The organism is Pseudoalteromonas sp. MM17-2 (assembly GCF_022347945.1).
Classification (GTDB): domain Bacteria; phylum Pseudomonadota; class Gammaproteobacteria; order Enterobacterales; family Alteromonadaceae; genus Pseudoalteromonas; species Pseudoalteromonas ruthenica.
Genome location: NZ_JAKRFV010000019.1, coordinates 17,558 through 42,396 on the forward strand (window position 1 = coordinate 17,558; position 24,839 = coordinate 42,396).

Sequence of the window (24,839 nt, forward strand, 5' to 3'; positions counted from 1 at the left end):
TATCGTTGCTTGAGTTAGCTGGTGGCTGTTGTAAGCCTCCAAATCGCGCTTATCGTCTTCACTGGTACGGGGCTTGCCCCAAACGTCCCATGGAAAAACAAGCAAGGATTTTAGTGGCCACACAGTCGCTCGGTAGCAGCCAACGACTGCCACCCTTGAAAGCTCAATGATCAAGCAAAGCAGATTTAAACTGATGGTAATAACAAGTATTAAAGGTGAGCATAAGACGCATAGAAAGCGGCGAACACAATCATTCTTGATGTAACCTATGTACATTGGCGTTAGCGCTGTGCCGGTGCCTGTCTTTCTTAATTTAATCATTGATTGTTTTCCCCTAGACCTAGCCACTTTTCATCTAGCTTGCTTTGACTTAACTCTTGGCCAGCTTCTAGATTCCAGTAAGCAACAATTGCCTTTACCATTTCCTCGGCACCTTTTATGGCTGTGCAGTAGTAACCCTGATCACTCAACAGCTTGAGTATTTTTTTCTGTGTATCCTGTAGCGTGCCGGTTTCCGTTTTTAGCTCGAAGCGAGCGCCGTGATAAACCCCCTTTGGCGCATCTAAAATGATGTCGGGGTATCCCTTTTTTTGGCCCTCAGCTTGCATCTTGGAAGCAGTCTTTTTAGAGCGCATTCCACCAGCCGGATATGAAGATAGGTAAGGGTAAATTTCAGGGTGAAAGTCATGAATACGATCAAACACTTCTACTTGCAAATAATGCTCTTCTTCACCACTGCGAAGGCTTGGGTCTTTCGCTAACCGAATCAGCGCTGCTCGATGCACCGAAATAGCACCGGCCTTTACAGCCTGGGCTATCTTACTCACCCCCTTCCGCTTTTTTCCGCATAGGCTGCTACTGGATGAGAAGCCCTTACCAGCGCTGTAGTTGGCAAATTGCTGTTCAGTCATTCTGAGGGACATTAGGATCACCCAACTCAGTAAATAAGCTTTGGACTAAGATAGACACCTCGCTAGCCCCTAAATAGAAATCAGCGTCTAGCTTTGCGGCCATATCTTCCTTGGGGATGTCGGCGTTCTCTTCCTTAAGGACATCGGAAAACGTGATACGCTTTATCATGCCATCAGCACTTAACTTGAAGTCTATTCGCTCATCGAAGCTGAGCGACAGCTGATCTACCTCACACCCTTCATCAAATAGCGTTGTAAGGTGCTCTGAATCAGGCTGATAGCCTTTCGATTTAACAACCCCATCATCTACTGGTGATGAAAGGTGAATCTCGCTGCCGAACACAAACTTTTCAGGGGCTTTATCCATGGCCCAATTGCGCATGTACATGGACAAATCATAATTAGAAAAGGCAGGTACCACAGGAAGAGTGCCTAGCGACTTGCGTAGAAGAGCAAGCGCGTTTTCTGCTCTGCTGAATGATGTGGTGTTTACCGCTAAGTATCCTTGTTTTAAATCGATAAATAGGTACGTTAGAGTGCTTTTAGTGAATGCCTGCTGCACCAATTGATGCAGTGTACTTTCTTTAATATCATCGCGTTCCTTTCTGCTAACTCGGCGCGCTTCTTTTTGTTCTACTTCCTCGACCTTTGATTGAACAATCTCGTTTACTGCCGCAGCCGGTAATATTTTTTCTTCGGCTTTTGCACAAAGCAAGATGAAACCATTGGAGAAATGGGAAAGGGTTTGACCATGCTTACCTAGCGCATTTGCCCAGCCGAATGTACGAAAGTCTTGTGGTGCGCACTTTCTAAATAAGTCCTGAGTTAATGCTTCCTCCATTTCCTCTTGTTGATAATCAACGCTTTCTTTGAAGTTATATAAAGCTATGTTATTGAAAAACATTGTATTTCCTTAATCCTCAACTGTTGAGGTTTTTGTTTTCATCAGTAAAAGCGCGGCGAATTAGGTATACAACGAACACGCAACTACATGCCGCGAACGAAATGGCCGCAAAGTTCCCTGCATAGGCATTAATCACAACCAGTGAGGGGAATGCTAGATTTAAGAAAAAGCCGAGCACCACAATCACAACAACACTCTCTTTGAGAGACTTAAGCCGTGACTTGGCTTTAGTTCGAGATTTCATACAGGTTCCCCCTCTTAATGATTAAACCTTTAGACATACCGTGATTAATGATGCGCTTTGCCTGCGACTCTGTAGCTTCCGCCTCGGTAGATGACAGAATCCATTGAACTCTTGCTAGCCCGAATGGGGCGCTTGGTAGTGAGGTCAATAGCTTTTTCAAAGTCTCATCCAAGTAGCACATAGTATTAGCGCCTTGTTGGGATGCGTTTTTTTGGCCGAGCAATACTCAACTCTTTGCATTTTTCTCGAAGGGTTTTTGCGCCAAACTCCATTCGCGTGGCAATTTGCTCTATTGATAAGCCCTCTCCTATTAGGGTTCGCAACAGCTGATCATGAACTTCCGGCTTCCAACGCGCAGCTACGCTACTGGGGTGAGGCGAGCTTTCCTGACGCTCACGGCTTTTTCTGAGTCGGGTCGCATACTTATAAATAGTTCCATCCGGTCTATCCAATTTAATGGCCATCTGTCGGCAACTCATTGAGTCCAAGTTATCCCTGATATACTTTTTCTCTTGCTCGGTTAAGCCTCTGTGCGCCGCTGGCGCGATACCTAATGCCATCATTTCAATCATTGTTACTTGCCTGTTTGTTTTCATAGAAGGCCTGCGTTGAGCGCGGTAAGCCGGTTTCTTGTTTGATCACTTCTCGAGTGAACCCGACTGAGCGAAGCTCCAAAGCAAGCTTGATATTGGCTTTCGAGTGAGTTTCTTTTTTTAGCGAAATATTGTTTTTTGCGCAGTAACGTCTAATCTGGCTGGCGGACTGCCCCCGCTCTAACCTCTTGGCTATTTCTTCTGACGTTAATACGCCGACAAAGCTTTTTATTAGCGCTATTTCGCTTTCAAAGAACTCAGGCACGTTTTAGTCTCTCTCTTTTACCCTTGGCTAATCGTTTACGCTTTTCATGCACACCCCTAAAGCCCTGCGGTATCGATTTGTATTCGATGCCCTGACTTTCGAAATAACGAATTAACCGATACAGCGAACGCTTGCTTAAACCAATGCTTTCGCTAAAGCTATCTAATGAACTCCGAAGGCAAGCATCCATATAGATAAAATCTAATGTCTGCTCTGCCTGAGAGGCGTTAATTGGCGCGCTTTTTTTGACGCTATTAAGCACTTCTAGTGCGCTAACAATTAGTTTCTCTCTGCTTTTTAATGTCATTTTCCACTTTTCATAGACTTTGCCCTTTTTGCTTTTTTTCCTTTGTTCAGTAGTGTGCGCAGTGGGGACTCAAGCGCTTTTAAACGCTTATGTATTTGCTGGATGTTTGTGACCGTAGCGATGATTTTTTCATCTTCGCTAACACCCAGCTTTTTCTCTAAAAAGTCAGCGCGTGCGAATGCGTTACACATAGAGCGTTTGAACTCTTTTGGAGAAAAATTCTTGATGTGATCAATTATTTGGTCGTAAAGGTGCTCTGGTGGGCATACGCGCCCTTCGAGCTCTCGAATTATACGGTCTACATTTTGGTCTTTTTCTCGCTCATCATGCTCAAAAGCAGGCATAACTATTAACCGGTCATTACCAGAGTGGCCAGCGTCACTTAAAGCTACCATGCAACCAAAACCGCATGGTGAGAACCAATAAAACAGCGCCGTATCTTCTTGAATGGGCTCTTTACCTTTACTATTTACGATATTCTTTTGGTCAATCATGCACACTCGAAGTTCACCATGCTCCGTGGCCAACATTGGTGCGGTAGAGTGCGCGTTAACATAAAGAGATAAAATGCGATTTTTTTCATCTAAAGCCTCGATGACATCGACAGCTTGTTTAGAGTCAACACGCATTGATTCGACTGTTTCTAGGGCGTCTTTAACCTGCCCATTCATATCCTTAAGCAGAGCGTTTTTACTTTCAACGTCCGCCTTGTAGGCACTAATCACTCTCTTGGATTCGGCAAGATCTTTTTCTAGCTTGTTTTGCCTGCCCAAGTTTCCAGTTGTAGAACGCTGTGCATTTTCCAATTGTGCGGTTAAGTTCTTGGTCTTCTCTCTGGCCACTCGCAACTGAGCGCTCAACGAGTCGCAATCAACTTTGTATTTACCGATTACCTCTTTAGCAGAATCAAGCTCATGACTTACAGCCACCAGCTTAGAAGCTTCTTGTGTCAAACTATCCACTCGGCGCTTACACTCACTCAGCTCTTTTGTGAGCTCAGTATTTAACGCCTCTAATGACTCAAGCTCAGCCAAGCGAGGTTTTAACTCGGTTAACTCACTGCGTGCTGACGCCACTGAAAGCTTAAGAGTCGTCTGGTCTTGTAGCTCGGCCCGAACCTCACTAATCTCGGGATTTTTATCAACCACCAGCGACTTATAAATTCTCAACTCGCTAGCTAGCTCATTTTTTGTATGCTCAGCCTTGTTAAGTTCTTCTAGGTAGTAAACAGCTGTTTTCTCACACAGAGTTTCCCAGTCTATATGACCTTCATTGAATAGTTTGGCGATGTGTGATGGTGCTTTTAAAACACTATCGGTATTAATTTGCTCTGCTGCTGACATTGTACTTGTCCTACTTCTTGTTACTTAGCGCGTTGTTTGCGTTGCTTGCTTTCCGCTAACACGAACTTTCTCCGTGCCGAGTCTGCTTGCCTATATTCTTCGATTAGGTTGCGAGGTTGGTGTAAAACCCCCTCAGTTCTAAGTCGCATTACTGAAAAATCTATATACATGGTTGGGTGCGTATTATTGGGTTCAATGACAATAAACGCGCTGCCAAAATTAACTTGGTTGAGTATTGTTTTGCCGTCCGGCAGGTAATAGCTATAGCGCCTGTCAGGTATAAATACCTTTGATGCAATACCGTGAATCATGGTTTGCCACCAAATTGTCTGCCGCTCGTAAGGAAGCATCATGACTACTGGTATTTTTGAACTCATAACGGTGTCGTAAGATTTCTGGATGAACTCAAACTTGTTATCAAATGGGGGGTTACACCATATAGCTTCTGAGCGGACACTTTGGCCATATCCATTATTCATCCATGAGGCTTGGCGCTTCTTAATATCACGGACACGCCTGCCCCAATCAATAACCAACGCATTCTCTTGCGGCCCGATGAAGTTTTCACACTTCGTTGTCTCAGGCTCGGCGGCAGCGTCTAGAATAAAGTGATAACCTGTGAGCTTTTTAACGTCCGAGAATGCTTCCCATAACGTAGCAAAGCGATTCTTATCTTTTTCGTGGGTAGAGCTCTTAACTAGAATTGCCATTAGTCTAACTTTCCTTTTGGTTCAAGCCCTCGCACTGTTAGTCCTTCCAAGGTCATGTGGTTGTCATCAGCTAACTTCACCAATTTTTGATAGCGCTTGAACTCCCCTTGCAAAGCCGAATAAGCCTTTCTTGCTTTATTCAAGCGTGCTGCTTGGTGTGCGATCACTTGATATGGGTCGGTGCAATCAAAGCCGCTCCCTAGGCAAGCTTTACACTCCTGCGGGAATACCTGCCCAAACACTCCGGTGCCGTCACAGCTCAAACATTTGGCAGGCTCTTGGCTGTTAATTTCGGGGCCGGTCTTCTCATTTGAACCAAAGAGCGCTGTTCGCTGGGCTCTCTTGAACTCATGATTTTGGGCCTTTTTGCTTTGGCTTCTATGGTCTTTACGCTTATTCATAACTAGCCGTATGTGCGAACTTCTAGCAAATCGACTGCATGTGCTTCGAGCATTGTTTTTCTGAGTGCTACTTGGTCAAGTGACAGGTACGTTCTCAGCATGGCTGCGTACCATGGCTTTAAAGAATTGTTAGGGTTATTAGTCACTCCATACCAAGTGCTCATGGTCATACCAAAGCACTTTATGAAAGGTTTTATTGTTCCCCTACCACTTCCAAAAACACATGTTTTGAACTCTATTAAGTCCCGATTTGTAAGCTCTGATTTTCCCATTTAGACCTCCAAGCAACCATTTCATAAAATGCAAAATGCAGAACTGCAAAAGCTAAATCATGCAAAATGTGAGTAAATTCTAAATGCAAAAATACATCCTAACAAGTTTTATTTTTTAATTTTTGTGAATTACACCGCTGTTTTTTTTGATTGTTGCATAGTCCGCAAGCCTATAAACAAATGAAAAATATGATTTTTGGCCAAACCACTGTTCATCCTAACAGGATTGATCGACTTTAATGGATGGTGTTTAATGCTCAACAATGCAGATGGAGGTGATCAGTTATATCGAAGGATCATACTGGATCATTTACATTATTCGATCTATGATGCGTAGAAATAAGAAAAGCCAGCAAGGGTTGCTGGCTATAAGAAATTAAAAAGGTTGTCGATTTGACATAAATTTTAGACATAAAAAAACCGCAAACTTTTGGTCGAGGGCGCGGTTTCTTTACAAACTTAGATTTATATATTGCTTAGTTGCCTAAACAACTGACCGGCTTTTTTGTGCGCCAACACAAAATGCTGAGTCGTGTTTGATTTTAGCAGCAACTCGAGCCGTGTCAACTCGACTCTAAAAAAAGAGTCTAAAAAATGTGCGCTAATATCAGACATCACAACCAGCTTATACATCGTATTAGCTTGTTGATAGAATCGAGACTTATCAAAAAGAACGAAGGGGCCGTGCTATTGGCTCTAGCTTCACACTCAAACCCCAAGGGGTTATGCTTTCCCTCTCAAAGCAGATTAGCTCAAATTACTGGCTATAAACGTGAAACAGTCAATCGCTTGATAAAGCGGCTGGAGAGCAGGTTCATATCAAAAAATTCCAACCGAAAGCCTTTATCTGTAAATGGCAAAACTTATTACCCGAGAACTATCTATAAAATTTTTACCGGCACGATCACTAAAATGGTTAAGTCTGCGCTCGATAAGCTTTCGAACAGTGGCAAAAGTGATCACTCAGCTCCCCTTGAAAATGATCACACAAACAAACCTTCGGTTACTCAAGAAAACACTGTGAAACTATCGCCGAAGGGCTCTGTTCACAAGTTTGATTTAAAATTGATTGTAAAGAACGCCATAGAGCACCAGCGACAGCATATAAGCACGCTTAGACAAAGAAGCGCTAGAGCTTTAGGTTTGAAGCGCTGGCAGATAAAAATGGGGCTTAGAAAGCCTGACCATATTATTGAACGAGAAGAAAAGCGCCGGAAAAAGGTGCGCAAAGCTCACGAAGAGCAAGCCCATGCAAGAGCGCTATTTGATAAGCTTCAAACTAAACTAATAGCCTATCGCATTGAACCCTCAGCATTTACTTTAGATGACTTTAATGTGCTCGAGAGCCTGTTGATGAATAAAGCTTTGAACGCTAATTTAAACGCTTTGGCCCAACACAACTTAGACCTGTTCAAAGCAAAAAATAGTTAATCAAAATTAAGCATAGCGCTAGCCTTTTCTTCACCATTGTAACCTAGGAGAAGAAGATGGGATTTATTCAAATGTTTAAAGCGAATGCCATGCTCATCGTTGTTTTGGGGATTAGTCTCTTCATTGGCTATCAGCAATACAACATTAATTCACTTGAATCTGAATTGGTGACAGCCAACTCTAATCAGGAGATACTAAAGTCCGATGTCGAAACATTGGAGTCAAATACAACTACTTTAGAAACGGCCCTGACAAATGAGTCACTCGAGCGAGAAAATCTAAAAGCCGATTTTGAGCAGAGCAAGAAACAATTTGCTGACTTTCTTGTTAAGCAAAGTGAGCTTGAAGAAAACACATCAGAAGCGAAAAGAACCATTACTGAGGTAGCCAAAGAGTCTAATGAAACAGATTGTATTAATACTGATATGCCTAGCCGCATTATTCGGTTGTTCGACAACACCAACACACCAACCAAAACAAAAGATCATAGTGCAAACAAAATGGAAGTATTTGGAACTGGATTCATGGATGGTGAAAATAACTTCGCACCCAACACTGAACGGTTCAAAGTGGCGGGATTTGAGCGACCTAACAGTCGATTATGTGCAAGCCTTAAACCAGTGCAACTTACAAGTGAAGGCCATACAATCAAAGTATGAAAAAAAATCCTCAACCGTTGAGGATACAGTAAGTAATTGAAATAAGGCCGCTTTATGCGGCCTTATATGTTCTTGCTTTCTATTTGAAGCAAATCCTCAACCGTTGAGGATTTAGTTTTGCTTGAATGGATTTCCCGAGTCATTGAAGTTTATATAGTCATTGTTGTGGGTATGCTCACGGGTACTTTTGCCCTCAGTATTCACCATTAAATGGCCACCATCGTCACTTCCTAACGGTAGCGTTCTGGCTGCGTCAGTGAGAGACTCAAACATCAATTTTACTTCTGCTAGGTCTTCTTCTGACTCAAGTTTAGCGGCTTTTCTTTGCTGGTCACTCATCAGAACTGGTAAGCTTTCAATCGCTTCCATCATCAATTTAGAGCGCTCCTCTAAAGCCTCCTCTAAACGCTCATTTTCCGCTTTAAGTTCGCCCACCTCTTGCGTGTGTAATTGCGTGCGTTCTTCAAGCATTGATTCAAGCATGAGCGCTGTAAAGTGTGATTCTACCACTTCTGGTGATTCGGCTGGCTTACCGTTCCAGCTCTCTAATAGTAGCTGCGAGCTCTGCTCATCAATACCCGCTTTGTGTAAATTATCAAGCATCAGGCTATCAATTGACTCTGCTCCCACAGATTCCATCATAAGCGCCTGCTTTTCTTTTGATAGGTATGAAGGCACTTTGACGTAATCAAAACCACCAAAGCCAGTGATATTATTAGGGCTCCCCTGCGTAGCCCACGACCAACCACCGGCACCGGACGCTTCCATTGCATCAACAACGCGGCCCGGCTCAGTACCTATTAGCTGCTCACTGTGCGTTACATTACCTTCATCATCTACCGATAGCGCCACACAGTAACAAGCAGGCACTTGTTCAAGCACCACCGTCTTGCCGTTGATGGTAGCCACTTCTACCTCTTCGGGATTAAGTTTATTGGATAGTGCACGCTTGCCATGGCCGTAGTAGCCGAAGAGCTCACCATTTTTGAGTGCTTCTTGCGTCCTTGGGTGATCAATAATGCGCTTCACCGCTTTTAAAAGATAGGGCCGGTTATTATGCGTAGTCCGGCCATGCTCAAAGATATTAAATGTACTGGTTATAATGCGTAATTTCTTAGCCATGGTTAATCCTCTAGTTCATCACCTAGCATTAATTTATTGATTTCTTTCTTAGCGGCGCTTTGCGCTAACTCTTCTAAACGCACAGCGCTTTCAAACATGGCGTTATCCTGAGCTGCACCCGATTTGAGCTCGGCAAATATCTTAGCCGTGACCTCCTCGTCTAGCTGTAGCGCATCGGTATAGACCATCTTCTTGAATGTTTCTGATTTGGACATTGCACCGCCTTCAATCAAATCCATCACACCAGCGATAGACGTTGCATAATCCGAACGGCGCAACATTGCATCAGCTTGTTCCTGCTCAATGGCTGTATTAAGGGAGTGAAAGCTCACTTTGTACGGTCTATCTTTGCCTACGAAAGCTTTGCCGTATTTGTACACCAAATGAATATCCACCAGCCGGTGAATGCAGTTAACCATCCCTTGCCGGACGAGGTTCGCTCGAGTGGCCGCTTGAATTGAAGAGCGGAAAAATCCCCCATCCCCAAGTCCGCCTGACATTAAATCACCCCACCCTAATAGGCTGGCATCAATACCCAAAGATGAGCAACCTCGCTTAAGATGGAACATAATATCTTCGATATGCTGAATATCTGGGGAGCTTTGTTGCGTATCTGTGGTTATGCCATTTTTACCTCCCGCTGCAGGAATAAGTGTGTTGTAAATGGTGCTGATGACACCGCTTTTCTGTTTATTCCTCTCTGCTTTTTTTATGTCACCTTTTAGCTGCTTGCCTACCAGCTGTAGCTGCTGAGCTGCGGCAATCGGTGTTAACCCTTCCATCCCTACTGTAAGTAGCCTATGGATGATGCTGGCGTTGTGGCGGCTTGCTCTTAAGCTTCTGAGTCCATCCCGCATATCTAACCAAGGTTCAAATGCTCCGTGTAAAAGGCTGGTACCGTAGTTTTGTGTCTCTACCGGAAAGTTAAAGTGATGCTCATCGAAAAGGCTGTATGCTTTGCCCGTTAAGTTAACAGGCTCTTTGTGCATATTGGGACGCCAAAGTGGAATCTTAACCGGTGCTAAAACCCACGGTTTAGCTAGTTTTACCTGTGTCACTTCATTTTCGCGGAAGTTTTCATTTGTGAACCCAGCCAATTGCCCTCGGCGCTCATACTCACGAACGAACTTGGCGAGAGTGTAATAGCTGGACTCGATATTAACGATGCCTTTCCCTCGCTCACAGTAAGGGCGCAAGTAATGTGCTCCAAAGATGGAAGCCACTTTCATCCAGCTGGCCGCTTGCTCATTAAAAACAGCCCCTAACTCAGCGTTCAATTCAGCAACGATACCTTCGTTACTTTTATCAGTGGCCACCAAATTAATCGCTTTCTCTGTTCGGCTATCAACGCTAAGGGCGTGACTGAGGTGCATATCAATAGCTGAATCAAAGATAGGTTCTTCTGCCATCTCTTGATAGTAATCGAGCCTCTCTGCATGAGTGAGCTTGTTTAAGCTGACACGGTTATCAACAATAAAGCTGCTACCGATGCTCGTGCCTTCATCTTCTTTATTTTGAGAATTAAACGCCGAGCCACCCATACCACTATGCGGACTAACATCTAAAGGTATGTCATGACGCTCTGAATCACCTTGATCATATCCGACAAAGAGCTTCTTGAATTGGCTAGCTAAACCTTTTTCCTGTTCGCTCACAATTTATTTAACCGCTTTTCGACACATCGCTAGCATGATAGCGCTTGTCTAAAAGTGGAGTAATTTAATGACTCAATTAAACAGAGTGTTTAGCGCTGTTGCTAACGCTATGAGTGCAATAGAACTAGCAGATGTGCTAGGTGAGGCTGTTGAGCACAAGAATAATGTGTCCTTTGGTGTTGTCAATGCGACCAAGAAAAAGCGAAAAGAGGCTAACGCCGAAGCAATAACCATACTTGAGCGCGTTGGTACCGACCACACTCGCTTAACCGAAGAAGACAAGGATGTACTGCGTAAATATTCAGGCCTTGGCGGCATAGGCGGCTCAGTACACGAATACTACACACCGCAATTCATTGCTGAGGGCGTTTGGGACTTGTTGAAAGTCAACGGCCTAGAGAGCGGTAATGTGTGCGAACCAAGTGCCGGTGCAGGGGTTTTCAATGGCACAAAACCAAAGGGAGTGATCATCACTGGGAGTGAAATGGATGCCACCAGCAGCCAAATAAATCAACTTTTACACCCCGAAGATAAAATTTTTAACAAGACTTTTGAGCAACTATGTCAAAATGCCGAAGATCATAGTTTTGACGGTTTTACCGGCAACGTCCCTTTTAGCAAATCTCGCTCTACCGCTCATGACGATCCTGAGTATCAAAACATCAAACAAGCAGAGCGCTATTTCATCACTCGCATGATCGATAAAGTGAAGTATGGCGGTCTAATTTCCTGCGTGATACCAACTCAAATTATTGACCGTAAATCATGGGATAAGTGGCGAAAAGAGATTAGTTTAAAAGCCGAGTTTCTTGGCGCTCACCGACTGCCAGCAGGTGTTTTCAAAGACAATGGTACCGATGTTAGCACTGACGTTATTGTGCTACGCAAACACAGCGAAGAGCTTACAGAAACCATTGCCGGATTAGATGAGCAGGTGCTACTTGATGCCAATGTGATTTATACACCGTTTGTTGAAGGCCGCTATTTCAAAACCACTGAGGGGAAACGCTTTGTCCATGGCACAGTTGAGCAAGTCAAAGGGCAGTTTGGTTCGCTACAAGACGTAGTTAAAAAGGACAGCTCGTTTAGCCAACAAGGCATAAAAGAAAAGCTCTCACGTAAGTTTGATAGCCGTATCGACTATGAATCCTTGGCCATTGCTGAGCCTGTTATTCATAACTACATTGAAGGCGATGAGAAGAAAATCAACGGGCGTTGGCATAACTTTAAAGATGGCGAGTGGCAAGTAAAGGCATACCAGTCTGAGAGCGATACGGTAGACATCGAAAAGTACGGCGCATCGAGCGTTCAAGAAATTGGTGCGTTACTGCGTGGAGACACCACAGCCCTGCTCGATTACTCTTATGATCAAGTGCAGGCCATGATTGAAGACTATGAGTATTTGATTGGCGTTGATGACTCTCGCCGGATTTTAGACTTGTTCCAATTCGCCAACTCTAAAGAGCCTCAGTATCGTGAGCGCGTGCTGCGCGGTTCAATTATCGGTGATAGCATCATAGACCTTCAAAACCAAGCTACGCAAATGCGCCGTGTACCAACTGCACTGGCCGCGCAGCTGCGTGAGCGAGTATCAGAAGAAATTGAACGCTATGGGATCACTGCTGCAGACAAGAAAATAGCTAACTTTGCCGGTACTAACTCAAACCCATGGAATGCGTTTGCCAATGCAACAGACACCACCGGCGATTTATCAGACTTACTAAAAGGCTCACTGGATGTGGGAGAAACGCTGGCATTTGATACAAATGATGCGAGCCAAGTAATCACGCACCTTCACAATCAATTTGACCTGAATCCCGTTCCTTTTGATGAGTTTGAAAAGCTTTATACTGGCCCTGACAAGCCTAAGTCCCTCTCTGATGTTGCTATGCTTGATGGTGTAGCCATTACAGCTGATGGCGATTTAATGCCGTTTGACCGCGCCACCAGCGGCGATATTGTCAAAAAGGTTGCACGTATATCAAAAGCCCTTGGCCAAGAAACCGACCAAGCAATTAAAGACAACTACGAGCGCCAACTAGCAGCGATTGAAGGTAAGAGAAAACGCAACAATGATAAAGAGATTGAATTTTCTCTTAACGCTAAATGGATTCCGCGAAAATACGTTACTGAATTTTTAGAAGACGCTGGTTACACCGACTTTAGTTACACCAAAGCCGTCGAAAATGCTGAGGGTGAAATTGAGATTGTTGAAGCCTACGAAGGCGAAGACGGTGTTTTTGTTGGTTATACGCAGCATAAAAATGGTAAGAAGCGTGCAAACAACGCGAACATAGCGTTTGAGCGCCAGTTAGAGAAACACTTAAATGGTCTACCAGTGCAGAGCAAAGATAGCTCAGCAGCCGCACGTTACAAAGACCGCATTAAAGTAATCGACCAACAATTTGCCGACTGGCTGCGCCAGCACACTGATATTGATGAAGTGACCGATAAATATAACGATGTATTTAACGGGCATATCCCATTTGAGCACAGCAATACAGACTTAGGCCTAACGGGTGTCTCTGAGAACGTGCAGCTGATGGACTATCAAAACTCAGGTATCCGCCGCATATCAGAAGACGGGCGCGGTATTCTTGCCGATGATACCGGCTTAGGTAAGACATTCTCAGCGCTTGGGCTAGTGGCCTATAATCGACAGCTAGGACGTTCCAAGCGTACTTGCATCGTGGTACCCAAAGCAGTACTCGAGAACTGGTACCATGAGATTGTGGCTTTTTATGGCCATAAGAATATGGGCTCTATCATCGTGCCTGCTATCCAAGCGGTCAAGGATAAGGGCGGCAACATCGAACAAGAACTTATCTTGGATGAAAACGGCAAGCCGAAGCTAAATCAGCACACCCAAAAAGAGCAGTACCGCGACAAAATCAAAGTGGTCACAAATGCGAAGGTGATCAAAGAAAAGCTTAGTAAAATCCCGCAATCTAATTTTGATGTGGTGGTGCTAACTAAAGAGCAATATGCAAAGTTGCCTATTCGCCCTGAATCAATTGCTGAGCACGTAAGCGAGCGTGTAAGCGCCGGTGCATTAAAAGGCAAAAAGTATGTGGCCAATGCGAAAACCTACCGCGAAGCACAAAAGAACGAATCATTTAAAGCCAAATACAATGATGTTGGTACCGCGAAATATGATGACGTTCCTTACTACGAAGATATGGGGTTTGATACTGTCATCGTTGATGAGGGCCACAATTACCGCAACAGCTACGCAGCCGGTTACAAGGCCTCTCGCTTAGCCTACTTACCAACTGCGCCAAGCTCAGACGTTGCCATTGATATGGCGCTTAAATCTGAATATTTGCGCCGCAAAAATGGTGGCCGTGGCACGGTATTACTTACAGCTACACCTACTGTTAATAGTCCGACTGACATTTACAACATGCTCTCTCTGGTATTGAGCCCCGATGAATGGTCGCAAATGGGTATTGTTGATGTTGATGATTTCATTGAGCTGTACGGCGAAGTGGAAAATGAAACCATTACTAAACTATCCGGCGCAGCGGAAGAGGTAGAGGCACTTGTAGGCTTCAAGAACTTAACCGGCCTGCGCAACTTATTTCACCGTTGGGTACTTAAGCGTAAAGCTAAAGACGTATCAGCTACGGTAAAAGTACCTGACTTGGTTGAAAGTAAAGTCGCTGTAGACCTGACAGAAGAGCAACAGCGTATCTATGAAGAACTGCGTGAGCGTGCAGACCAGCTTAACGAAAAGACGGTTGAAACGGATGTTACATTACCTAATGGTGAAGTAGTTAAAGCAGAGGTGCCAAACGGAGACACTATTTTTGGCATTATCCGCGATATGGATCGCGTTGCGACAGACATTGACCTCTACAATAAGACAATGACCTTTGTGCTACCTAAAGCCAAGGAAAAGGCCATCAATGAAGCCATAGCCAACCTACCAGAAACTCTCACTCTTGATGGCCGTATGGCCGATAAAGAAGGTGAGGATGCAGACGTTGAGAAATTCACTGTTGCGCACAATGCCGAAGTGAGCCACTCGGGTAATAGCATCGTGCTGGTGGTTCATGAAGCGTTTGAAGATGAAGTGATTGCGGCATTAACGAAGGCTGGTGTAAAAGAAAACACTATTTCTCACCCAGTCGCACCTAAGTATGCGCGTCTTATTGAGCTTATGCGTGAAGGCCTCAAGGACGGTAAACAGATTGTCTTTACCGAAGAGAAGACGCAACACAACAAGCTTAAACGCATGATAAGCCACCAGCTAGGTATTGATGCTAAGGAAGTTGGTATTATCAACGCTGACACTGTTGCCGGTAAAAAGAAAAAGGCGAGTGCTGATGACCAAGAAGCAGGCTTAGAGAAAATCGCTAATGCGTTTAATACCGGCGTACATCGAGTTCTAATCGCAAATAAAAAAGCCGAAGTGGGCGTAAATCTTCACCATGGCACGAGCGATCTATACCACTTAACACTACCTTGGACACCGGCAAGTATTGATCAGCGCAATGGCCGTGGAGCGCGTGTTGGTTCCAAGCGTGCAAATTTACGAGTGCACTATATGCTGGGCAAAGGGTCATTTGATGAGTACCGCTTATCTACCCTGATGCGCAAAAAGCAGTGGATGCACGAATTATTCACCTCTAACGATGAGAAGATGAAAAACGCTGATGCTGTGGCCGACAGTGAAGAAATGGGCTTGTTGCTTGCGCGTGATCCTGCTGAGCGTGCAGCGCGTGCAGAAGTGGCTAAAAAAGAGCGCGAAGCGAATATTAAGCGTGAGAAAAAACGTTTAGCCTTAGTTGATGTGGCCAACTACATCAAAGCAAGTCACGCGGTTAACACACCTATCAATGAACTAGAAAGCCAGCTCAAGAGTGCCCAAGAGAAACTCTCTACCATCAAAGGACGGATTGAACACTTAGAGATAAGCTTGCGCGAAAGCTCATCAGGGTTTTGGGATGATGACTGGCGAACTGAAATTAAAAATTTAAAACCGCAGGTTAAACCGCTTGAGCGCGATGTGCGCAAGCTCTCTCAGGCCATGAAAGCGCATGAAAAAGCAGGCAGCAAAAAACGCCAGCTCAAACCGCAAGTTGAAAAAGCTATTGCTGATGGTTTGATTGATGAAAAAGACATTATTGCTGATGCGCATAACTGCCTGTTCATAGATAACCGTATTTTGCGTGTGGGTGAGAAATATAACAATACCAAGTTGGCCGGTACCGTGCGAAACCCTCGTAAGGTAAAACGCATTGTGCAAATCACCTCTGTTGATGTCACTGTCAATACAGTGGAAGCCAAGGTGTTATTTACAACCGAAGAATATGGAAGCGAGAAAATAGGTGACACCGTTTCTCTAGACGCACAACTAATTGGGACAAAGACATCAGTTTCTAAAGATGAGCTTAGAATCAAAGCTGAGCTGCGTAGCCAGCAATCGATTAGTGGTGCTATGGGTTTGCTCGATGAGTCCCAGTTCAAGCATTACCTGAAAACTAAAGAGCTAGAGCTTAAATATGGTGAAACACACATAATTGCTCGAGGTAGCGAAGGCTTCGCGGTTAAATTCTACAAGGAACTGGAAGAAGGTTTCGAACCGGTATACCTTAGCCGTAGCAATGAAAGCCTAAAGAAAGAAATTGCTCAGTGGTTACTTGCTGACAATCAAAAGGCATTGAATAGCGAAGGCTACAACGCTAAAGAAAGCCTGATCTACCTCTTTGGTAATGACTACGTTGAAGCAGTACAAGCCTATGGTAACCAAGCAAGCGATGCGCAAATTCACGCGCTCATAGAGAAGTTCGAAAGCAGCTTAAGCGATGAGCAAGTACAGGGCATCAAAGATCAATATGTAAGCCGTAACTATAACGAGTTTTCAGCTCACTTCGAAGCAGAAAGAATCTATCGCAAGGGCTTTGAGGTGCCGCCTGAGTACGACAACATTAAACGTATTGAAGAACTACTCGAAAAGCGCTCAAAGGACAAAGCGAATGCCCTGATTGCTATTATTGACGCAGAGCGTGAGCGCAAGAACGAATTATTGCGCGCTAAAGTGGCCTCTGAATTTGGTAAGTCAATTGATGCAGTGAAAGAACGGATTGATTTCTTAGTTAGCTCTGAGCTGTTCAGTGGCTCTAGTGGTTTACGCGACAAGATTGAAAATGGGTTTACAGTCGAGGGGCAGAGTGCCTATCACTCTATGAGTGAAGATGATCGTTACTGTGCTTTGTATGCGGATATGAAGCGAATCGGCTTAACAAGTAGCTTGCGCGACAATATAAAAAATAGCGTCATCCAAACACTAACCAGTACCTATAGTTTCTCTGCTGGTGAGCGTGCGCGAGCTAAAGAGCGCTGGATTGATATGCTAATGGATGAGCCAAGCGAAGCGGATAAGGTGCATGCTGAGAAAGCTAGCGAAGTGGTTGAAAAGGCCGGAAGTTCAGACGGTGAAGCAGGCGGCGTTAAAATCATCGTAAACGCGAAAGAGATTAAAACCGAATCGCGCAAAGTGAAAATGCGTGGACGTTGGCGAACCCAGCGCGGCGCTCATCATGAGGCTGGCTCTGTTTACTGCTTACATGATCCTAAAGGCAAGGATGGCATGTTATTTAAGCGCAAGAATGAGCTCAAGGAATTGGCAGGGAAGGGCAATTATAGCTTTGCTACCGACTTAACGGATGACTATCCTGAAAGCTGGTGGTTTGTTAATGTCGATGCCGTTAAACTGGAAGACCTTAAGGCCTTGTTTGAGGAATAACTGAGAATGAAAGAAGCAATTAAATACAGCGCCGAAGACTTGGCCAGCACACTAGAGCAGGCGCATGAACAAGCCGGTGATAATGACTTTGTGAGTGAATACCTATCCGGTGTCACTCGCACGTTAATCGAAAGTCCTAGCCAATACCGAAGCTTTGGCGCGTACTGGTGGCCACTTAAAGAGCTTTTACTTGATAAAGGCATTTCGGTATTTGGTGATAATGTCGAAGCTGGAACACTTAGTCATTTTCGCTTAGAAACACCTGAGCTTGTTTGTTGCGCGGCATACGCCCACCAGCAAACCAAGCTGGCAGCAAACCAGCTTAAAAGTAGCGTTCATTTACTTGAGTTGGAAGGCGGTGAAACTGTGGAATATCTCTTACATGATGAGTACATGGAAGCGCTAGCACTACACAAAAGCATGAAGAAAAACTAAATCCTCAACAGTTGAGGATTTTAAAAATTTTAACTCTAGAGAGGGGGTTCCCTCTCTATTTCACACCCAAACTATGTTTCTGCATGCTCCATTTGCTCCCGTCCATTTCAGACATAAACATTTCATGCACCACCGCACACGCCTCAGGTTCGCCACTTAAAGCCATGGTTGCTGAACCACAATCATCGCAGGTTCCACTAAAAGCCAAATCTACGCCATCGACATCCTGGGTTGGTAAGATGGTATATGTTGATTTTGGTACTCGCCCACCGCACTCATTACATTTTATCTGCTCTGGTAATAGTTTGTTTAGGTTCTCAGCGTAAGCCTGTTTTGTCGCCCTATTACTTTCACACTGAGCCTTGGCAGCTTTCTTCTTCTCAGCTTTTTTCTTTGCAGCTCGCTTTTGTTGCTTTGTTAGTTTTGCCACTACATACCTCCTTTTACTTGGCTGACTCTATTTCTTTGACTTCAAAATGTCGGTTACATGGGGCTTGCGTTTTATTATATTGGCCAGTGCAATAAAACACCGTCTTATCTAACTGGACAACAAGAGGGGGGCTTGAACAGTCCACATGAGAGCAACGAATAGAATTTCCCTCTTCTGAATCTGAGAAAGTTTTACTTGCAAGCCTCTCGCTATACTCCATTTCTGTTACTGAATATTCCATTACATCTCTCTCATGTTAGGTGCGAGGATCATGGACTTGAGCGTGGAACTCTGCATCCATATCTTCATCGGCTGGGTCAGGTCTAGAGCCGTCCCACTCATTTTCACTATCAAAAATGTTTGTAGGGATGTCGGTGATCAGCTGGCCAACTTCCCAACCTTTTTCTTCGAGAACTTCTTGAGGTGTGCTTTGGGGAACGTAGAAATATAGGGAGTAAGGCATTTCCCCTGTAGAGCCTGTATTCTCATGGAATTCAACATCCATTTCGTTAACTTGCTCTTCCGTTAAATTAAAATAATCTGCCAGCGCTTTCATAAATCACCTATTTTGTACTTGTCGTCCCTTTAGAACGTACCAGTTTTAATAAGTGTTGTCACCGCTGGCAGCACCCATAGAATTGGGCTATTTACTTTCCTTTATGGCCGAAGCTAGCAAGTCTGCTTCTTTGTGGCGGCGCGTGCTATATCTGTCTCCAAAGTTTAGTAAATTCATGAGAGCCCCTTCCCAGTCACCAGTTGTTATTTGTCGCCAAAAGTTAGGTGTTCGAGTTGCTAAGGTGCCGTATTGAAATGCCACGCTTGCGATCACAGTTTGCTTTTTTGGGCAGAGTATAGCGAAAGAGCTACCGGTAGCTTCTAACCATTCGCTCTGTAGTTTCCTCAGGGCGTGGTATTTGGCGTATTGGTTTATGTGCCTTACTTGCACCTCTGAAACCTCAAGAGGCTCTTTAGAGAGCGCTTTCAGTGCCTTCTCGCCTTTTAGTCCACAGTAGGGGATGAGTTTTTCAGCCAAGCTCACTGGGAAATGCTTTTTGATGTTAGCTTCGCTTCGCTGCCCAAGATCAAAACCACATCCGATAGTTACACCCGACTTGCTATTTTCTGCATCGGGGACGTAGCCCTTTAGTGAATTGCCTTCTAGTTCTTCAATGAAATCAAAATCAACTGCGCTCATAGACGTTACCTTTTTTAGAAATATGAAGGCATTTTGTGGCTTATCTAAATATGGATTGAGGGCCAAGGATAAAAAAAAAAGCGGTTGCGCTTAACGCAACTTTAGGGTAGATTGAGTTATAACAAGTTATAACTACCAGCTAAACAACGCTTTACGGAGCAAAAAAGTAATGAAAAATTTTAATAACCCAGAATATGACTTCGAACAGCTAATGGAGCTAATTGCCAAAGAGTCGCCAACATTTGCCAGCATTCTTGAAGGTTTAGTGAAGGACACTGATGCCGAATACCCAACCAATGAAACATGGCTAGGGACACTCAAAAAAGACGGTAAACCACTTCAAGTGAAGCTAGCTATCACTCAAGAACAGCGTAATTTTATTGATGAGAATTAAGGGAACTGCAATGACATCGAATACTAATCAACAGAAAGTAAATGATATTGTTAAAGGTTTACTTGATGCACCTGAGAAAACCGCTTTTATCGCTATCAAAGGGAAGCAGGGAAAACATGATGTGTTTACCTTAATGATGCCACTAAGCGTTCTTGCTGAGCTTTTTGAAGCTGATGTGGGCGCTGCTTTCGAGCGTAGTCAGCGGCCAGTTAACAAAAAACGAGCGCTTGGCGTTACAAATTACATTAGAGAAAATTGTTCCAACTATGTACTCCCATCTTTGACTGCTTCAATAGAGGATTTCACACCAAGTCCAGCTCTAAACTTCGGCAGTATTTATAACGATGATGATTTTAAAACAGACACTTGCAGATTGGATGTTGATGGCTTTGATAGCGCTAATGTCGTGGCTTTGAATGTGCCAAAAACCTCTCGCTGGTGGTTCATCGATGGCCAGCATAGAGCGAGCAGGTAGGGCCATTAGTGGCTCCATTGACCGCTATTTCAGAATAAGTGACATCGAGTTTGATAAATCAAGTTGCTCAGGAAAAAGCCCCAAACGGTTTGCTTACAAACATTTGATCGATGCGTCATTGACGATGCTAAATTGTAAAATGGACGATGACGCTAGCGAAAAGGATATAAAGCGGCTGCGTGGCATGTGGGCTTTATTCACAAGTCTTTCGGTGTGGAGTGAAAATGACCTCAAAACGAGCCAGCAATTGCGAGAGAGTACGATAGTACCTCATGCCGTCTTTATCTCGGCTTTCGCTCTGGCGAGTAAGAGAATACGAGAAGACGGCGTGGAATTTGAATCTCTAGTAGAGGTCTTTGATAACGCCCTTGATTACTCCCGAGAGGCTGATTGCTGGGAAGGTCTTTGCATCATCGATGGTAAACTCACAAAGAACTCGAAAACAGTGTCCGCCACTGCTGAATATATCTATTCACAAATCAGCGATAGCAAAGAGTACCAAAAATTATTAGGTGGAAAGGCGTAAAGATAGAAGGAGCTGACATTTGGGTTGCCTGCAAGCCCTTAAAGTACGGAGAAGCCAAGACGGTTAATGTTCTAAAGCTACTCCCATTAATTAGATTGCAACCACAGTTAAATCAAACAGCTAGTAACGTTCTTATCAGGGCGTTATTAGCTGTCCATTAGCTCTTTTACTTTGGCCTTTTTGTCTTCCAACTCTGCGTTAAGCAGCTCATCCAAGTCGAACCCAACACTTACCAATTTAGCCGTCATTTCAGGCGTTAAGCTGCCGCCGTTAAACAGTCTTGTTATCGTACTTTTATCGACACCTGCGTCTGCGGCCAAGCTCGATCTTGAACGATTCAAGCGCTTTAATTCGGCTTCAAGGTACTTAGTTAACATACATACTCCAAATTGGGTGAACAGAAGGGATGATATTTCAATTTTACGTGTTGCACAACACGCAACTTTAAGTTATCTTTGTCTTGTGGTTGCGAGTTGCGCAACCAGCAAAAGGCAATTAACACTAATTAGGAGTCATTATGAAAACGACAGTAACCAATATTTGCAATCAAGAAACCAAGAAGAGCGGCATCAAGGGCTTCGTAAGCCATGGTAAAGGATTTGATGGTTTTGATGAGTACATTGCAAAACTAAAGGCGCAAGGGGTTGCTGCTCAGCAAGCTAAGCAGCAGTAAAGTAAAACGGCATACGTTTATACTTTGGCGTGGAAACCTAAGTTTGAATGTATGCCTTTATCATTTCAAGTTTTTATTTTTGTTACTTTAAATTGAGCACAGGAATTGGGAAGATGGAAGGTCAGGCTACTAAAGGTGAAGAATGAGCATAAGATTTCAAAAACGAGTCAAAGTATTACCTTTCCTTTGGCTCAACTTCTCAAAAACAAACTTCTCAGTAACTATAGGTGGTAAATTTCTAAAGCTAAACATTGGCCGTAAAGGGATCTGGTTTACCGGCTCTCTAGCTGGTAGTGGCATTTCATACCGAAAGAAGTTAAACAAAAAGCAGACACAAAAAAGCCCTAACGAGTAGGGCTGCTGTTTATTGGTTTAGTAGCTTGTAAATCTTTTCAGCTATTTTCGCATCGAGCTTGGATTCGTCTATCTCTATCTGAACTTTACCATTGCGCTTAACTGTTGTTTTTACACCTTCTGGCGCTTTAACTTTGCTCCATCGGGTTACTGGTGAAGTTGGCTTTTTCTTTGGCGGTTCCACCAGCTCAATAATGCTTTTTTCTAGGTCTTTACATTTAGCTTTGAGTGAATTTTTGTCATCTTCACCCGAAACCGAGACACGAAGCCCTGAGCTTATCGCTTGCTCAATACCTTTTCTAAACTGCTGAGGCGAGGCCTTGTGAGCTTTATTTGCTTTTCTTAGGAAAGAGTAAGAGATCATATCAAGGCTTGGGAAAAGGCTATACAGCTCGCTTGGGAGTGATGCAAAGCTAATGGCCTCTGACACCTTTCCTGTTGACACCTCAAAGATGGCGGCTAATTCATCATGCGTCACCTTCTCACCGGCACTTTTAGCCGCTGCTTGCTCTTCAATTAGCGTAAAACCAAGGTCTATCGTGGTGGGTTCTTGGTATGTATCCGAGGTTAAAGCAAAGCGGCGTTTCTCTTCATCCGTTAGCTTCTTATCTGTGGTGAGTATAACCAGCTCGCCATCATCAAGAAGAGACACTGCCTTTCTACGGCGCATACCAGCTAGAATTTCAACCTTGTCACCATCTGTCTGGCCTAGTACGGGTTGAGTGTTTCGGCCATCTTTTTGAATGCTAGGTAAAATATCAAGGACAGCACCCATGGAAAGGTGCATGCCGCTACGGCGGTTAAAGCGACACTTATATGTTTTTGTATTAACTTCCGAACTTGGCACCGTCACAATACGAAAAGTAATAGGCTCGCCTGTAACCGGTGAAGGAATCTCAATGGCCTCTTTACCCTTTAATGGCGGCAGCTTGTTTTTACCTCTTTTCGTTGTGTACATATCCATAGGTGTACTCATTACTTATACTCTCCCAAAAATAGATCTAACTCTCGGCTCACATCCTTAAGGCTCGCAACCGCTTTTTCTAGCTGCTTAGGTGGACATAGAGCGTCAGACTTGCGTATATCCAATACCGTCATTTTTTCTCTGGCTGCGCTCTCAAAAGCTGTCGAACGTTTGATTTGGTTATTTAGAAGCACTGAGCCCAATTCGTTATTCATAAGCCCTAGAGTAAAATCATCACGGCGGTGTTCATCATCGTAATTTGCCCCGACCACTTTAAACCACTCTAAGTTTTCGCCGCCTGATGGCAACTGTTGAAGCATATCTTTAAGCATCTTGAGCAAGCTTCGGGTTGCCTTCCAGTCCAACGTGTGAGGTGTGCAGGGGATTAGCAAGCCGTTACTCGCTTCCTGTGCTGACCAGACGAGCGGGTTCAGCTGAGGGGCCGTATCGATAATTATAAAGTCATAATCATCCCGAATAACATCAATAACACACTCTTTTAGCCGAGAAATATGCTTAATGACTCTCTCGCCGGTGCTTTTGTAATCCTCTGCATAAGCCATCCAAGCAGCGCTATTAAAGCGCTCATCAGTCGGGAACGCTGGCAGCACATCAAGGTTTGGTAAGTGGGTTTCAACCATTGCATTGCGAACAATGTCCTCATGGCTATAACCAGCGTTTATATACTCAGAGTAGAGTGACTCTGGTTCATCTTGGCCAAGCATCAAGTCTACAGCTGTCAAAATGTTATCGTCTTCTTCGGGGTTTATATTAGAGAACTGACTTTGCGAGCCTTGAGGGTCTAGATCGATAATAAGAACGCGCTTGCGCTCTCTTAAATCAAGGGCCAGCGCAGCGCTCAGGTTTATACCTGCCGTACTCTTGCCAGTTCCCCCTTTCAGGTTTTGATTGACGATTATTTGCGTTTTGCTATGAATATCTTTGTAGGCTGGGATGTTTAAATCATCCATGATCGCGTGGATATGGCGCAAAGTGTATCGATACTGATTTGATGTCTTTAGTACGCCATCGATAACACCGCGCTTTTCAGCATCTAGTATGTAATCTTTAAATGCAACGCGATTCATCCCAACAAGCTCTGCCGCCTTGGTAGCTGATAAAGAGTGATTCAGTATCAGCCGATCAATATCTTTGGCGCTTGTGATTGCAGCATTACTCTCAGTTTTGTTCTTTTTCGCATCCTCTTCATCTGTTCTAGTAATGCGCTCTACAACCATATCTAGTTGGTCAAAAATACTCATAACAATCCTTACTTGCAAATAGTGTTGTTATTTACAGCTTTTTTTGATTTTTCATAATAAGCTGTAATTTTCAGTAAGAATACACGCAAGCAGACTGGATCGCAAACTGCGTTTAGTTTCGAATATTTCAAGTGGTATCTGCTAGTAACGTTATAGGCGTGGCGATTCCAATACTGTGAGATTTCAAAAGCCTTTGAGCGCACTCATACAAATTTGTACTCTTATTCATGTTGCAAATAATAAATAGACAAATAAGTAACCACTTCCCAATCTCTCAAATTGAGACTATTATGAGTGCCACGTAAAATAAACAATCCAGCGATACAAAGTAAATGACAGCAGACGAATTTAAAGCATGGGCTAGAAAGCATGGTTTAAGCATCGAAGAAGCTGGCGCGGTGCTTGGTACATCGAGAGCGAACGCTTTTAAGTTTGCTAACGGATCGAGGCCAGTTAGCAAATCAGCTTATTACAATGCAGAAGCAATAGATTTATTGGACAAAGAAAAAAGTATCAAATTGATACAAAAAAGACTTGCCTAGTCTCAAAATGAGACTATAATA

At 43.9% G+C, this 24,839-nt stretch carries 27 protein-coding genes; 10 read left to right on the top strand and 17 right to left on the bottom strand.

The window, feature by feature from the left end; genetic code table 11:
- Nucleotides 1-317 precede the first annotated feature (317 nt).
- From MHM93_RS14425 to MHM93_RS14465, 9 genes are all read right to left on the bottom strand, one after another.
- On the bottom strand, nt 318-923 hold the full coding sequence (locus MHM93_RS14425) for a VRR-NUC domain-containing protein (protein WP_138590559.1): 606 nt from the start codon (nt 921-923) through the stop codon (nt 318-320).
- Nucleotides 904-1,815, bottom strand: a complete 912-nt coding sequence (locus MHM93_RS14430) for a recombination-associated protein RdgC (RefSeq protein ID WP_239449550.1) — start codon at nt 1,813-1,815, stop codon at nt 904-906. Before MHM93_RS14430 ends, MHM93_RS14425 begins: the two co-directional genes overlap by 20 nt.
- A gap of 16 nt (nt 1,816-1,831) precedes the next feature.
- A complete protein-coding gene (locus tag MHM93_RS14435; RefSeq protein WP_138590563.1) occupies nt 1,832-2,059 on the bottom strand; it encodes a hypothetical protein in 228 nt (75 codons plus the stop codon).
- Nucleotides 2,060-2,244: 185 nt separating this feature from the next.
- A complete protein-coding gene (locus MHM93_RS14440) occupies nt 2,245-2,655 on the bottom strand; it encodes a hypothetical protein (RefSeq protein ID WP_239449551.1) in 411 nt (136 codons plus the stop codon).
- The gene (locus tag MHM93_RS14445) at nt 2,624-2,917 is read right to left on the bottom strand and encodes a hypothetical protein (RefSeq protein WP_138590567.1); all 294 of its coding nucleotides are present in this window, start codon (nt 2,915-2,917) and stop codon (nt 2,624-2,626) included. Before MHM93_RS14445 ends, MHM93_RS14440 begins: the two co-directional genes overlap by 32 nt.
- Nucleotides 2,910-3,224 (bottom strand): hypothetical protein, encoded by a 315-nt coding sequence (locus MHM93_RS14450; RefSeq protein ID WP_138590569.1) that lies wholly within the window; start codon nt 3,222-3,224, stop codon nt 2,910-2,912. Before MHM93_RS14450 ends, MHM93_RS14445 begins: the two co-directional genes overlap by 8 nt.
- Nucleotides 3,221-4,567, bottom strand: coding sequence for a hypothetical protein (locus MHM93_RS14455; protein ID WP_239449552.1), 1,347 nt, complete (start codon nt 4,565-4,567; stop codon nt 3,221-3,223). The genes MHM93_RS14450 and MHM93_RS14455 overlap by 4 nt, the downstream gene beginning before the upstream one ends.
- A 20-nt stretch (nt 4,568-4,587) precedes the next feature.
- A complete protein-coding gene (locus MHM93_RS14460; RefSeq protein ID WP_138590573.1) occupies nt 4,588-5,277 on the bottom strand; it encodes a DNA N-6-adenine-methyltransferase in 690 nt (229 codons plus the stop codon).
- Entirely contained in the window at nt 5,277-5,678 is a 402-nt protein-coding gene (locus MHM93_RS14465; RefSeq protein ID WP_239449553.1) for a hypothetical protein, read from the bottom strand. Before MHM93_RS14465 ends, MHM93_RS14460 begins: the two co-directional genes overlap by 1 nt.
- 866 nt (nt 5,679-6,544) lie before the next feature.
- On the opposite strand from MHM93_RS14465, the gene MHM93_RS14470 reads away from it, so the two are divergent.
- Together MHM93_RS14470 and MHM93_RS14475 are read left to right on the top strand one after the other, a co-directional pair.
- Nucleotides 6,545-7,381 (top strand): helix-turn-helix domain-containing protein, encoded by an 837-nt coding sequence (locus MHM93_RS14470; RefSeq protein ID WP_275444267.1) that lies wholly within the window; start codon nt 6,545-6,547, stop codon nt 7,379-7,381.
- Nucleotides 7,382-7,437: 56 nt separating this feature from the next.
- Nucleotides 7,438-8,040, top strand: a complete 603-nt coding sequence (locus MHM93_RS14475; RefSeq protein WP_239449555.1) for a hypothetical protein — start codon at nt 7,438-7,440, stop codon at nt 8,038-8,040.
- A 111-nt stretch (nt 8,041-8,151) separates the two neighbouring features.
- Here the strand turns inward: MHM93_RS14475 and MHM93_RS14480 are convergent, their stop codons facing one another.
- Entirely contained in the window at nt 8,152-9,162 is a 1,011-nt protein-coding gene (locus MHM93_RS14480; protein ID WP_239449556.1) for a hypothetical protein, read from the bottom strand.
- Between the two features lie 2 nt (nt 9,163-9,164).
- Complete coding sequence (locus tag MHM93_RS14485) at nt 9,165-10,817, bottom strand: portal protein (protein ID WP_239449557.1); 1,653 nt, start codon at nt 10,815-10,817, stop codon at nt 9,165-9,167.
- A gap of 67 nt (nt 10,818-10,884) precedes the next feature.
- Between MHM93_RS14485 and MHM93_RS14490 the strand changes: the two genes are divergently transcribed.
- The gene (locus MHM93_RS14490) at nt 10,885-17,568 is read left to right on the top strand and encodes an SNF2-related protein (protein ID WP_239449558.1); all 6,684 of its coding nucleotides are present in this window, start codon (nt 10,885-10,887) and stop codon (nt 17,566-17,568) included.
- Between the two features lie 6 nt (nt 17,569-17,574).
- Entirely contained in the window at nt 17,575-18,003 is a 429-nt protein-coding gene (locus tag MHM93_RS14495) for a hypothetical protein (protein ID WP_138590587.1), read from the top strand.
- Between the two features lie 55 nt (nt 18,004-18,058).
- Here the strand turns inward: MHM93_RS14495 and MHM93_RS14500 are convergent, their stop codons facing one another.
- The 3 genes from MHM93_RS14500 to MHM93_RS14510 all read right to left on the bottom strand — a co-directional run bounded on the left by MHM93_RS14500 (nt 18,059) and on the right by MHM93_RS14510 (nt 19,628).
- Nucleotides 18,059-18,433: a hypothetical protein gene (locus MHM93_RS14500; protein ID WP_138590589.1), complete on the bottom strand. Its 375-nt coding sequence runs from the start codon at nt 18,431-18,433 to the stop codon at nt 18,059-18,061.
- A 256-nt stretch (nt 18,434-18,689) separates the two neighbouring features.
- Entirely contained in the window at nt 18,690-18,989 is a 300-nt protein-coding gene (locus MHM93_RS14505; RefSeq protein ID WP_239449559.1) for a hypothetical protein, read from the bottom strand.
- Nucleotides 18,990-19,076: 87 nt separating this feature from the next.
- Nucleotides 19,077-19,628, bottom strand: a complete 552-nt coding sequence (locus tag MHM93_RS14510) for a pesticin C-terminus-like muramidase (protein WP_239449560.1) — start codon at nt 19,626-19,628, stop codon at nt 19,077-19,079.
- A 169-nt stretch (nt 19,629-19,797) separates the two neighbouring features.
- On the opposite strand from MHM93_RS14510, the gene MHM93_RS14515 reads away from it, so the two are divergent.
- The 3 genes from MHM93_RS14515 to MHM93_RS14525 are packed head-to-tail and all read left to right on the top strand — an operon-like array spanning nt 19,798 to nt 21,023.
- Nucleotides 19,798-20,022, top strand: a complete 225-nt coding sequence (locus MHM93_RS14515) for a hypothetical protein (RefSeq protein WP_239449561.1) — start codon at nt 19,798-19,800, stop codon at nt 20,020-20,022.
- 10 nt (nt 20,023-20,032) lie between these two features.
- A complete protein-coding gene (locus MHM93_RS14520; RefSeq protein ID WP_239449562.1) occupies nt 20,033-20,497 on the top strand; it encodes a DGQHR domain-containing protein in 465 nt (154 codons plus the stop codon).
- Nucleotides 20,472-21,023, top strand: a complete 552-nt coding sequence (locus MHM93_RS14525; protein WP_239449563.1) for a DNA sulfur modification protein DndB — start codon at nt 20,472-20,474, stop codon at nt 21,021-21,023. Before MHM93_RS14520 ends, MHM93_RS14525 begins: the two co-directional genes overlap by 26 nt.
- 146 nt (nt 21,024-21,169) lie before the next feature.
- Here MHM93_RS14525 and MHM93_RS14530 read toward each other — a convergent pair whose 3' ends face one another.
- The gene (locus MHM93_RS14530; protein ID WP_239449564.1) at nt 21,170-21,400 is read right to left on the bottom strand and encodes a helix-turn-helix domain-containing protein; all 231 of its coding nucleotides are present in this window, start codon (nt 21,398-21,400) and stop codon (nt 21,170-21,172) included.
- Between the two features lie 140 nt (nt 21,401-21,540).
- Here MHM93_RS14530 and MHM93_RS14535 point away from each other — a divergent pair, with 140 nt between their 5' ends.
- Together MHM93_RS14535 and MHM93_RS14540 are read left to right on the top strand one after the other, a co-directional pair.
- Nucleotides 21,541-21,696 carry a hypothetical protein gene (locus MHM93_RS14535; protein ID WP_171038906.1) on the top strand — a complete coding sequence of 52 codons (156 nt, stop codon included), beginning with the start codon at nt 21,541-21,543 and terminating at the stop codon, nt 21,694-21,696.
- Between the two features lie 142 nt (nt 21,697-21,838).
- Complete coding sequence (locus MHM93_RS14540; protein ID WP_138590598.1) at nt 21,839-22,051, top strand: DUF4236 domain-containing protein; 213 nt, start codon at nt 21,839-21,841, stop codon at nt 22,049-22,051.
- 9 nt (nt 22,052-22,060) lie between these two features.
- Here the strand turns inward: MHM93_RS14540 and MHM93_RS14545 are convergent, their stop codons facing one another.
- Entirely contained in the window at nt 22,061-23,014 is a 954-nt protein-coding gene (locus MHM93_RS14545; RefSeq protein WP_239449565.1) for a ParB N-terminal domain-containing protein, read from the bottom strand.
- Nucleotides 23,015-23,025: 11 nt separating this feature from the next.
- Nucleotides 23,026-24,276 carry a ParA family protein gene (locus tag MHM93_RS14550; protein ID WP_239449566.1) on the bottom strand — a complete coding sequence of 417 codons (1,251 nt, stop codon included), beginning with the start codon at nt 24,274-24,276 and terminating at the stop codon, nt 23,026-23,028.
- A gap of 332 nt (nt 24,277-24,608) precedes the next feature.
- On the opposite strand from MHM93_RS14550, the gene MHM93_RS14555 reads away from it, so the two are divergent.
- Complete coding sequence (locus tag MHM93_RS14555) at nt 24,609-24,818, top strand: hypothetical protein (protein WP_239449567.1); 210 nt, start codon at nt 24,609-24,611, stop codon at nt 24,816-24,818.
- Nucleotides 24,819-24,839: the final 21 nt, after the last annotated feature.

Coding starts and splice junctions, on each gene's coding strand:
- MHM93_RS14505 (WP_239449559.1), bottom strand. CDS start 18,989: ATGAAAGCGCTGGCAGATTATTTTAATTTAACGGAAGAGCAAGTTAAC.
- MHM93_RS14425 (WP_138590559.1), bottom strand. CDS start 923: ATGTCCCTCAGAATGACTGAACAGCAATTTGCCAACTACAGCGCTGGT.
- MHM93_RS14555 (WP_239449567.1), top strand. CDS start 24,609: ATGACAGCAGACGAATTTAAAGCATGGGCTAGAAAGCATGGTTTAAGC.
- MHM93_RS14530 (WP_239449564.1), bottom strand. CDS start 21,400: ATGTTAACTAAGTACCTTGAAGCCGAATTAAAGCGCTTGAATCGTTCA.
- MHM93_RS14520 (WP_239449562.1), top strand. CDS start 20,033: ATGACATCGAATACTAATCAACAGAAAGTAAATGATATTGTTAAAGGT.
- MHM93_RS14495 (WP_138590587.1), top strand. CDS start 17,575: ATGAAAGAAGCAATTAAATACAGCGCCGAAGACTTGGCCAGCACACTA.
- MHM93_RS14460 (WP_138590573.1), bottom strand. CDS start 5,277: ATGGCAATTCTAGTTAAGAGCTCTACCCACGAAAAAGATAAGAATCGC.
- MHM93_RS14540 (WP_138590598.1), top strand. CDS start 21,839: ATGAGCATAAGATTTCAAAAACGAGTCAAAGTATTACCTTTCCTTTGG.
- MHM93_RS14440 (WP_239449551.1), bottom strand. CDS start 2,655: ATGAAAACAAACAGGCAAGTAACAATGATTGAAATGATGGCATTAGGT.
- MHM93_RS14515 (WP_239449561.1), top strand. CDS start 19,798: ATGAAAAATTTTAATAACCCAGAATATGACTTCGAACAGCTAATGGAG.
- MHM93_RS14450 (WP_138590569.1), bottom strand. CDS start 3,224: ATGACATTAAAAAGCAGAGAGAAACTAATTGTTAGCGCACTAGAAGTG.
- MHM93_RS14535 (WP_171038906.1), top strand. CDS start 21,541: ATGAAAACGACAGTAACCAATATTTGCAATCAAGAAACCAAGAAGAGC.
- MHM93_RS14455 (WP_239449552.1), bottom strand. CDS start 4,567: ATGTCAGCAGCAGAGCAAATTAATACCGATAGTGTTTTAAAAGCACCA.
- MHM93_RS14480 (WP_239449556.1), bottom strand. CDS start 9,162: ATGGCTAAGAAATTACGCATTATAACCAGTACATTTAATATCTTTGAG.
- MHM93_RS14545 (WP_239449565.1), bottom strand. CDS start 23,014: ATGGATATGTACACAACGAAAAGAGGTAAAAACAAGCTGCCGCCATTA.
- MHM93_RS14510 (WP_239449560.1), bottom strand. CDS start 19,628: ATGAGCGCAGTTGATTTTGATTTCATTGAAGAACTAGAAGGCAATTCA.
- MHM93_RS14490 (WP_239449558.1), top strand. CDS start 10,885: ATGACTCAATTAAACAGAGTGTTTAGCGCTGTTGCTAACGCTATGAGT.
- MHM93_RS14550 (WP_239449566.1), bottom strand. CDS start 24,276: ATGAGTATTTTTGACCAACTAGATATGGTTGTAGAGCGCATTACTAGA.
- MHM93_RS14430 (WP_239449550.1), bottom strand. CDS start 1,815: ATGTTTTTCAATAACATAGCTTTATATAACTTCAAAGAAAGCGTTGAT.
- MHM93_RS14470 (WP_275444267.1), top strand. CDS start 6,545: ATGTGCGCTAATATCAGACATCACAACCAGCTTATACATCGTATTAGC.
- MHM93_RS14465 (WP_239449553.1), bottom strand. CDS start 5,678: ATGAATAAGCGTAAAGACCATAGAAGCCAAAGCAAAAAGGCCCAAAAT.
- MHM93_RS14525 (WP_239449563.1), top strand. CDS start 20,472: ATGGCCAGCATAGAGCGAGCAGGTAGGGCCATTAGTGGCTCCATTGAC.
- MHM93_RS14435 (WP_138590563.1), bottom strand. CDS start 2,059: ATGAAATCTCGAACTAAAGCCAAGTCACGGCTTAAGTCTCTCAAAGAG.
- MHM93_RS14475 (WP_239449555.1), top strand. CDS start 7,438: ATGGGATTTATTCAAATGTTTAAAGCGAATGCCATGCTCATCGTTGTT.